This is a genomic window from Candidatus Erwinia dacicola (assembly GCF_001756855.1).
GTDB classification, from domain to species: domain Bacteria; phylum Pseudomonadota; class Gammaproteobacteria; order Enterobacterales; family Enterobacteriaceae; genus Erwinia; species Erwinia dacicola.
Window position 1 is genome coordinate 1 of the sequence record NZ_MAYS01000077.1, and the last position, 9,912, is coordinate 9,912.

Sequence of the window (9,912 nt, forward strand, 5' to 3'; positions counted from 1 at the left end):
CAAAAGTCTGGCACAACGCAGCGACCGGATACCTCGCTCTTAGCCTGTCGACTACCGTGAACCGTTGAGTGCGTCCGACATTAAGAGCGCCGTAGCCTTTTTTAGGATTTCGTTCTCCATTTCAAGGCGTTGTATTTTCTTCCTCGCCTCACGCAGCTCGAGCTGTTCTGGCGTCAGAGGAAGCCCGGCGGGCGTTTTCCCCTGGCGCTCAAGTCGCAGCTTATTCACCCAACGGGTGATAGCCGAATGGCTTACGTTAACTGCCTCTGCGGCCTTAACGTAGGTATAGCCGTGGTCGACAACTAACTTCGCCGCTTCGAGCTTAAATTCTGGCGTGAAATGTTTAGCCATTGGGTCACCTGTGGTGTTGGGAAGGTGAGAATATCACCTTTCGATCAGGTGGCCAGTATCAGTGTGCCACTACAAAATCGCTCACGCTTAGTCGGGCTGAGTCCATGCCGGTAAACTTCATCGGAATCACAGCGGGGACAATGGACAGTTACGGTAGCCATAACAACACCTCAAATAATGCCAGAATATCACAAAATCCAACTATTCAGAGGCTTTACCAAGAAAGCCTAGATTTTTATAGCATAGTTGCTTTCTTAACCGAATGCCATTGGGATGCAACCACCGTCAGCCTGCGTGCCGTTAGCGGCCACTCCACCGTGCCACAGGTGTTTATCGGCGGGTGCCACTCGGCGACAACGATGATTCAGAGCAGTTCTTCGCGGCGTAAAACAAAAACGGGATGGGCATGCCCATCCCCTGCAAAAATTACCCAAGGGTCGGACTTGCCGACCCACAAACCTGCTACGCTAGGCGCTGCTTCGCTGCGGTAATCGCTTTCGATACCTGATGCGGCGAGACGCCGCCTTGGGCATTACGCTTGTCGAGACAGGATTGCAGCAACAGGATCGGGTAAACATCCTCGCCAATCACGCTGCTGAATTTCTGCAAATCAGATAACTTCAGTGCTTCCAGCGCCACGCCCCGCTTGATTGCTTCCACCACGGTTTCACCGACAATATGGTGCGCTTCACGGAACGGTACGCCTTTGGCAACCAGATAATCCGCCAGTTCGGTGGAGTTAGCATAGCCTTGCTCGGCCGCTTCTTGGCAGCGTGGGCGTTTTACCTGAATGCCATCCAGCACCAGTGCCGCCATATGCAGACAGTCAGACCAAGTATCGAGCGCATCGAATAGCCCTTCTTTATCTTCCTGCATATCTTTGTTGTACGCCAGCGGCAGCCCTTTCAGCGTCATGCTTATCGCGGTCAGGGCACCCTGCACGCGGCCCATTTTGCTGCGGATCAGCTCCAGCGCGTCCGGGTTTTTTTTCTGCGGCATCAGGGAAGAGCCGGAAGTCACTTTATCAGACAGCTCAACAAAACCCGCCTCACCGGTACTGAAGAAGATCAGATCTTCGGCGAAGCGCGACAGGTGCACCATACCGATTGACGCATCGGACAGCAGCTCCAGCACGTGATCGCGGTCGGAAACGGTATCGAGGCTGTTACGGGTGGCCGAGGCAAAACCTAACCAGCTGGCCAGCTGCTCGCGGTCGATTTCATACGCGGTTCCTGCCAGTGCGCCGCAGCCCAGCGGGCTGACGTCAAGGCGCTTTAACGTGTCCTGCAGGCGGCTTTCGTCGCGCGCCAGCATCTCAACATAGGCCAAGCACCAGTGTGCAAACGTCACCGGCTGGGCACGTTGCAGGTGAGTATAACCCGGCATCACCGCGTCCTGATTGGCTTCTGCGGTGGCGATCAGCGCCTGCTGGAACTGACGCGTGGCTATCAGCAGCAGCTCGCTGACCTGCGTCTTACACCACAGTTTAAGGTCGGTCGCGACCTGATCGTTACGGCTACGACCAGTGTGGAGTTTTTTGCCCAGCGAACCGACTTTGTCGATCAGCTTACCTTCCACCCAGCTGTGAATATCTTCGGCGTTACTTTCAAGAATCTGCTGTGGATTCGCGCGCACTTCTTCCAAAAGAACATTCAGCGCGCCTTCCAGCTGCTGCTGTTCTTCTGCTGTTAAGATATTCACGGTCACCAGCGCTTTGGACCAAGCAACGGAGCCGGTAATGTCCTGCTCTGCCAGACGATAGTCGAAGCGCAGTGAGTCATTGAATAACTTGAAACGTTGATCTGCAGCTTGCGTAAACCGTCCACCCCAAAGTGCCATGATGCATACTCCATTCAAATAATATAATAAGGGCGGCACATGTGCCGCCCCTACGAATGCCTGTAGGGGCGAGTTGCCTCGCCCGAAAATATTACTTCTTCTCGTTCAGCACGCGGATGCGTGAAGAGAGCGAGAACAGACGAATAAAGCCGCCAGCGTGACGGTAATCGTACACTTCGTCTTCGCCGAAAGTGGCAAACTCTTCAGAATAGAGGCTGTTAGCCGATTTCTTCTGAATCGCGGTCACTTGGCCCTTGTACAGCTGCAGCACCACTTCGCCGTTCACGTCTTCCGCCAGTGCAGCGGCAGAAGCTTGGATGGATTTACGCAGCGGTGCGAACCAGCGACCGTCGTAAACCACATAGGACATTTCCAAGCCCAACTGCTCACGCCATTTGAAGCTGTCGCGGTCCAGAACCAGCTGCTCAATCGCACGCAGTGCGTAAACCATGATGGTGCCGCCAGGGGTTTCGTAGCAGCCGCGAGATTTTATGCCCACCAGACGGTTTTCGACGATGTCGATACGGCCCACACCATGACGCGCACCAATGGCATTCAGTTTGTCCAAGCAGCCGAACGGACTAAGCGCTTCACCATTAACGGCAACCACGCGCCCTTTTTCAACGGAGACAGTGACCTGCTCAGGCTGATCCGGTGCTTCCAGTGGATCGATGGTCCATACCCAGCAATCTTTGTTCGGGGCATTCCACGGGCTTTCCAGCACGCCGCCTTCGGTAGAAACGTGCCACGCGTTTTCGTCACGGCTGTAGATTTTCTCCAGCGACGCGGTGGTCGAGATATTACGCTCTTTCAAGTAGTCTAGCAGGGCTTCACGGGAACGAAAGTTCCACTCACGCCATGGCACAACCACTTTTAGCTGTGGAACCAGCGCAGTGTAGGTGGTTTCAAAACGCACCTGGTCGTTACCTTTACCGGTGGCGCCGTGGCACAGGGCATCGGCACCGACTTTCAGCGCCAGCTCAACCTGCGCTTTAGCAATGATTGGGCGCGCCATTGACGTCCCCAGCAGGTAGGTGCCTTCGTACAGCGCACCGGTCTGTAGCACCGGATAAACGTACTCGCTGATGAACTCTTCACGCAGGTCCACTACGTGGCATTCTGAAGCACCAGACTGCAGCGCTTTTTGCTCAATGCCTTCCAGATCGCCACGCTCCTGACCGATATCCGCCACGAACGCCACCACTTCACAACCGCCGTAGTTCTCTTTCAGCCATGGAATGATGGCCGAAGTATCCAGACCGCCGGAGTAAGCCAGTACGATTTTTTTGATGCTTTTGTCTTGCATTGTCTTTTCCTTGAAAACGTTTCTGTTTAAGCGAGGATACGAGTGCCGATGGACACGCCGTTAAATAGGGTCGGCAGCTGTTCGGCATGGTGCCAGCTGGCGATATCCACCGGGCGACCTAGGGTGCGGGCAGCTTCCAGTGCGGCATTCACTTTCACGATCATACCGTCTGTAATCACCCCGTCGGCGATCAGCTGCCCGGCTTTTTCCGCCGTCACCTCTTCGATGCGCTGCTTGTTAGCATCGAGAATACCGCTAACGTCAGAGAGCAGGACCAGATCAGCACGCAGCGTAGCGGCCAGTGCCGTCGCCGCCTGGTCAGCGTTGACGTTCATCAGCAGACCATCAGCGGTGATGCTAATTGAGCTGACCACGGGCAGATAGCCTGCGCCCAGCAGCGTATTAATTAGGCGTGGGGAACCCGGCGTTGCCAGCCCCACGTGACCGAGTTCATCATCAAACTGTGCCACATCAACACTGCCGCCGTCGCCGAGACACAGGCCAACGGCATCAATGCTATGTTTTTTCGACCAGGCCAGCAGGGTTTTGTTCGCTGTACCCGCCAGCGCCCCGGTGATAATGTCGATCTGATCGACGGGAGTGACGCGCAAACCGTTTTTCTTCTTCACCGGCAGCGACAGCTTGCTCATCAGTTCATCGACCAAACGGCCGCCACCGTGAACGATCAGCAGCGGTCGCTGATGCGTGGTACGGTAGCTTACCAATGCAGTAAACAGACGTTCAAGCGCCTCTTCGCTGTCCAGCAGCACACCGCCTAACTTAATAATTAACGGATTGGTCATCAACTCAACTCGCTCTCTGTGATAGATAAAATTTTCAGTTTCCATCTGGTCGCTGATATTGTATTTTTATTCACTATTAGTGAATTAATATTTATATTATCCTACCCTAAGGACTGTCAACAGTGAAGATAAAATTACCCCCTTTTATTGAGATTTACCGCCAACTGATTGTAACACCATCAATCAGCGCCACCGACAGCGCGCTCGACCAGAGTAATGAAACTTTAATTAGTTTGCTGGCCGGCTGGTTCCGCGATCTGGGATTTAGCGTGGAAGTGCAGCCGGTGCCCGGCACGCGCAATAAATCCAACATGCTGGCGAAGAGCGGCGAAGGCGCAGGTGGCCTGCTGCTGGCTGGTCACACCGACACCGTGCCGTTCGACGATGGACGCTGGACGCGCGACCCGTTCACTCTGACCGAGCACGACAACAATCTTTACGGCCTCGGCACCGCCGATATGAAAGGGTTCTTCGCTTTTATTTTAGACACCCTGCATGATATTGACGTGTCAGTGCTGAAAAAGCCGCTGTATATTCTCGCCACCGCCGATGAAGAAACCACCATGGCCGGGGCGAAGTTCTTCTCTGAATCCACCACGCTACGCCCGGACTGCGCGATAATCGGTGAGCCGACCTCGCTGAAACCGGTGCGGGCGCATAAAGGCCATCTGTCTAACGTGATCCGCATTCAGGGCCAGTCCGGCCACTCCAGCGATCCGGGGCGCGGCGTCAATGCCATTGAGCTGATGCATGAGTCGATCACCCAGCTGATGGAGCTGCGTAACACGCTGAAGACACGCTTCCACCACGACAACTTCGCCATTCCTTATCCGACCATGAACTTCGGCCACATCAGCGGCGGTGACGCGGCCAACCGTATCTGCGCCTGCTGCGAGCTGCATATGGATATCCGCCCGCTGCCGGGGCTGACGCTGAGCGATCTTGATGAACTGCTGAATGACGCGTTGGCCCCGGTCAGTGCGCGCTGGCCGGGTCACCTGACCGTCGGTGAACTGCATCCGCCAATCCCGGGCTACGAGTGCCCGCGTGAGCACCAGCTGGTGCAGGTCGTGGAGAAACTGCTGGGGACCGAAACCGAAGTGGTGAACTACTGCACCGAAGCGCCGTTTATTCAGGAAATCTGCCCGACGCTGGTTTTAGGCCCGGGATCAATTAATCAGGCACACCAGCCGGATGAATTTATCGATACCGCATTTATTAAACCTACCCGCGAACTGATCGCCCAGGTGGTGCATCATTTCTGCTATCACTAAGTAAAAAAACGGGGCAATTGACTGTGAAAACAGCCGTTTGCCCCTAATTTCAATTATTCGGGATGATAAGAATAACTTATCTCACTCCGATGTCATTAAATTTCATAAATTCCCGCAAGTTAGCACCACAATGGGGCAGATTTAAGTCAATTGACGAATGGTTCTTAACGTGGCTAGATAAAAGGCTGCGTTATGCCCACAAGGGTGAAATAAAGTGACAAATACAAGAAGGGTGTCAGGGGTCATATGAACGAACAATATTCCGCAATGCGAAGTAATGTCAGTATGCTCGGCAAACTGCTCGGGGATACAATTAAGGATGCTCTGGGAGAGAACATTCTCGATCGGGTTGAAACAATCCGTAAGCTCTCCAAGTCATCACGTGCGGGAAATGATGCCCACCGTCAGGAACTACTGACCACGCTGCAAAATTTATCCAACGATGAACTGCTTCCGGTCGCCCGCGCGTTCAGCCAGTTCCTCAATCTGACCAACGTGGCCGAGCAGTACCACACCATTTCGCCAAAAGGCGAAGGCCCGAATCAGACAAAGCTGCTGGCGAAGACCTTTGAACGCCTGAAGCAGCAGTCGGACCTGACCGAAGCCGCCGTTCGTAAAGCCATTGAATCCCTATCGCTGGAACTTGTTCTTACCGCGCACCCGACTGAAATCACCCGCCGTACCCTGATCCACAAACTGGTGGAAGTGAACAGCTGCCTCAAGCAGTTAGATCACAACGAACTGTCTGACTATGACCGTGGGCAGATTATGCGCCGCCTGCGTCAGCTGGTTGCCCAGGCTTGGCATACCGACGAAATTCGTAAATACCGCCCTTCCCCGGTTGATGAAGCCAAATGGGGCTTTGCGGTGGTTGAAAATAGCCTGTGGGAAGGGGTGCCTAACTTCCTGCGCGAACTGAACGAGCAGGTTGAAGAGTCGTTTGGCTATCAGCTGCCGGTCGATTTTGTCCCGGTGCAGTTCACCTCATGGATGGGCGGTGACCGTGACGGCAACCCGAACGTCACCGCCGACATTACCCGCCATGTGCTGCAGCTAAGCCACTGGAAAGCTGCCGATTTGTTCCTGCGTGATATCGCCGTGCTGGTCTCCGAGCTGTCGATGTCCGAATGTACGCCAGAAGTGCGTGAACTGTGCGGCAACCCTGAAGCGCTGGAGCCGTACCGCGAGATCATGAAAAACCTGCGCGGCCAGCTGATGAGTACCCAAATCTACTTGGAGCGCCGTCTGAAGGGCGAGCGCCTGCCGCGCCCGGCCAACCTGCTGATCTCCAACGACCAGCTGTGGGCCCCCCTCTACACCTGCTATCAGTCACTGCAGGCGTGTGGCATGGGCATTATCGCCAACGGCCAGCTGCTCGACACCCTGCGCCGCGTGAAGTGCTTCGGCGTACCGCTGGTGCGTATCGATATCCGTCAGGAGAGCACCCGCCACACCGAAGCGATTGCCGAAATTACCCGCTACCTCGGCCTCGGTGATTATGAAAGCTGGCCAGAGGCCGACAAACAGGCCTTCCTGATCCGCGAACTGAGCTCTAAACGTCCGCTGCTGCCGCGCCAGTGGGAGCCAAGCGCCGACACCAAAGAGGTGCTGGATACCTGCCGCGTGGCGGCAGAAGTGCCAAAAGGCTCGATCGCGGCCTACGTAATCTCTATGGCGAAAACGCCGTCAGACGTGCTGACGGTTCATCTGCTGTTGAAAGAGTCCGGAATAAATTACGTGATGCCGGTAGCACCGCTGTTTGAAACCCTCTATGACCTGAACAACGCCAACGACGTGATGAGCCAGCTGCTGAATATCGACTGGTATCGCGGCCTGATTCAGGGCAAACAGATGGTGATGATTGGCTATTCCGACTCGGCGAAAGATGCCGGGGTGATGGCAGCCAGCTGGGCGCAGTATCAGGCTCAGGATGCGCTGATCAAAACCTGCGAGAAGGCCGGTACCACTCTGACGCTGTTCCACGGGCGCGGCGGTTCTATCGGCCGTGGCGGCGCACCGGCACATGCCGCGCTGCTATCACAGCCTCCGGGCAGCCTGAAGGGCGGCCTGCGCGTCACCGAACAGGGCGAGATGATCCGCTTTAAATACGGCCTGCCGGAAGTGACCATCAGCAGCCTGTCGCTCTACACCGGGGCGATTCTCGAGGCCAACTTGCTGCCGCCGCCGGAGCCAAAAGCGGAGTGGCGCGAGATCATGGACCAGCTGTCCGACGTCTCCTGCAATATGTACCGCGGCTACGTGCGCGAGCATGCGGATTTCGTGCCGTACTTCCGCTCGGCAACGCCGGAGCTGGAGCTGGCGAAGCTGCCGCTGGGTTCACGCCCGGCCAAGCGCCGTCCGACTGGCGGCGTCGAGTCGCTGCGCGCCATTCCGTGGATCTTCGCGTGGACGCAGAACCGCCTGATGCTGCCGGCCTGGCTGGGTGCCGGTGCTGGCCTGCAGAAAACGATGGAAGATGGCCACCAGGGCACGCTGGAAACCATGTGCCGTGACTGGCCGTTCTTCTCTACCCGCTTGGGCATGCTGGAAATGGTGTTCTCGAAGGCTGACCTGTGGTTGGCGGAATACTACGATCAGCGTCTGGTAGACAAATCGCTGTGGTCGCTGGGTAAACAGCTGCGCGATCAGCTGGATTCAGATATCAAAGCCGTGCTGACCATCGCCAACGACTCGCATCTGATGGCCGACCAGCCGTGGATTGCTGAGTCGATTGCGCTGCGTAACGTCTATACCGATCCGCTGAACGTGCTGCAAGCTGAGCTGCTGCACCGTTCACGCCAGCAGGAAGCAGAAGGCGGCAAGCCGGATGCCCGCGTTGAGCAGGCGCTGATGGTAACCATCGCCGGAGTAGCGGCGGGGATGCGCAATACCGGTTAAATCGGTGACACGGACCGATCGGAAAAAATGATCGGCCCATACAAAACCGTAGAGGCGGACCCTCTTTTTCGCTCCGTCCTGAAACGCAAAAAAGGCCGCTTATGCGGCCTTTTTTTCGTCTGGTCCATCAATGTCATGCACTCACCGCCGCTCTAGGGCGCACGCCCAGCGTGTGGCAGATGGCGTAGCTCAGCTCGGCGCGGTTCAGGGTATAGAAGTGGAAGTCCTTCACGCCTTCGCGGCTGAGGATCTTCACCATATCCATCGCCACGTTGGCACCGACCATTTTGCGGGTTTCCGGGTCGTTATCCAGCCCTTCAAACATGCTGGTCATCCAGCCCGGCACGCGCACGTTGGTCATGGCGGCGAAATGCTGCAGCTGCTTGAAGTTCGATACCGGCAGGATGCCCGGCACGATCTCGACATCAATGCCGGTCAACACGCAGCGGTCGCGAAAGCGCAGATAGCTCTCCACATCGAAGAAGAACTGGGTGATGGCACGGTTGGCACCCGCATCGATTTTACGCTTGAGGTTAATCAGATCCGCCTGGGCGCTTTTCGCTTCCGGATGCACCTCCGGGTAAGCCGCCACGGAAATATCGAAATCACCCACCTCTTTCAGCAGCGCAACCAAATCCGCCCCATACATTTTCAGCTTGCCAGCGCCCGGCGGCAGGTCACCGCGCAGCGCGACGATATGACGAATGCCATTATTCCAGTAATCCTGAGCAATATTCCGCAGCTCATCGCGGCTGGCATCAATGCAGGTCAGGTGCGGAGCAGCTTCCAGACCGGTGCGATTCTTGATGCCTTTAATGATGCTATGCGTACGGTCGCGCTCGCCGGAGTTAGCACCATAGGTCACCGAAACGAATTTCGGCTTCAGGCTGCTGAAGCGATCGATTGAGTTCCACAGGGTATCTTCCATTTCACTGGTGCGCGGCGGAAAGAACTCGAATGAAACATTAATCTGCCTGTTAATCTCGGTCAGACTCTGATTCAGTGCTTCGCGCTGATTTGCATGGAAAAAACTCATACCCAGTTACCTCATCGATCGCTTTGGCTTATTTCTTCGCCGTTACACGTCTATCCGTTTAGACGTCCAGACATTCAAAATGACGGAATTTGCCTATTCAGTCAACAGAAAAATGATGGTGTGCCATGACAGACCAGCAAGGGTTATGAGGGAAATTCATGCAAACGTTGTGCAGGGGCTAGGCATGCCTAGCCCAAATCAGGGGGGGGGGAGGATTACAGCAGCTGTGCCAAACGATTCAGGTCAGACTGAATTGCCCCAGCAGTGACATCGCACCCGGTGCCCAGGCCGCGGATCACCAGCGGCTCTCAATGGCGAAGACGTTATCGCACGGCAGCAGCGCCGCTGAGCGACTCCTGATCCCAACCGCTTCATCCTCGAAGAACGTAGCGCCCTTACAGGGCG

7 protein-coding genes and 3 pseudogenes are annotated in these 9,912 nt (G+C 55.8%); 3 read left to right on the forward strand and 7 right to left on the reverse strand.

From position 1 onward, the window contains the following. Positions 1 to 51: 51 nt before the first annotated feature. Positions 52 to 351 carry an IS3 family transposase gene (locus BBW68_RS02125; protein ID WP_070133807.1) on the reverse strand — a complete coding sequence of 100 codons (300 nt, stop codon included), beginning with the start codon at positions 349 to 351 and terminating at the stop codon, positions 52 to 54. Between the two features lie 74 nt (positions 352 to 425). After that, positions 426 to 512 (reverse strand): annotated as a pseudogene (locus BBW68_RS20470) (IS1 family transposase); the annotation flags it as partial. Positions 513 to 623: 111 nt separating this feature from the next. Here BBW68_RS20470 and BBW68_RS17470 point away from each other — a divergent pair. Next, positions 624 to 739, forward strand: a pseudogene (locus tag BBW68_RS17470) (thioredoxin domain-containing protein); the annotation flags it as partial. A gap of 74 nt (positions 740 to 813) precedes the next feature. On the opposite strand, the gene argH reads toward BBW68_RS17470, so the two are convergent. The 3 genes from argH to argB form a co-directional block, all read right to left on the reverse strand. After that, positions 814 to 2,190, reverse strand: coding sequence for an argininosuccinate lyase (gene argH / locus BBW68_RS02130; RefSeq protein WP_070133808.1), 1,377 nt, complete (start codon positions 2,188 to 2,190; stop codon positions 814 to 816). 91 nt (positions 2,191 to 2,281) lie between these two features. Further along, positions 2,282 to 3,496, reverse strand: a complete 1,215-nt coding sequence (locus BBW68_RS02135; protein WP_070133809.1) for an argininosuccinate synthase — start codon at positions 3,494 to 3,496, stop codon at positions 2,282 to 2,284. 26 nt (positions 3,497 to 3,522) lie between these two features. Continuing rightward, on the reverse strand, positions 3,523 to 4,299 hold the full coding sequence (gene argB / locus BBW68_RS02140; RefSeq protein WP_070133813.1) for an acetylglutamate kinase: 777 nt from the start codon (positions 4,297 to 4,299) through the stop codon (positions 3,523 to 3,525). Positions 4,300 to 4,421: 122 nt separating this feature from the next. Between argB and argE the strand changes: the two genes are divergently transcribed. Together argE and ppc are read left to right on the forward strand one after the other, a co-directional pair. Further along, positions 4,422 to 5,573, forward strand: coding sequence for an acetylornithine deacetylase (gene argE, locus BBW68_RS02145; protein WP_070133810.1), 1,152 nt, complete (start codon positions 4,422 to 4,424; stop codon positions 5,571 to 5,573). A gap of 246 nt (positions 5,574 to 5,819) precedes the next feature. Then, on the forward strand, positions 5,820 to 8,471 hold the full coding sequence (ppc, locus tag BBW68_RS02150) for a phosphoenolpyruvate carboxylase (RefSeq protein WP_070133811.1): 2,652 nt from the start codon (positions 5,820 to 5,822) through the stop codon (positions 8,469 to 8,471). Positions 8,472 to 8,604: 133 nt separating this feature from the next. On the opposite strand, the gene metF is transcribed toward ppc, so the two are convergent. Together metF and BBW68_RS15465 are read right to left on the reverse strand one after the other, a co-directional pair. Continuing rightward, a complete protein-coding gene (metF, locus tag BBW68_RS02155; RefSeq protein ID WP_070133812.1) occupies positions 8,605 to 9,507 on the reverse strand; it encodes a methylenetetrahydrofolate reductase in 903 nt (300 codons plus the stop codon). 215 nt (positions 9,508 to 9,722) lie between these two features. Continuing rightward, positions 9,723 to 9,912: pseudogene (locus BBW68_RS15465) on the reverse strand (hypothetical protein); the annotation flags it as partial.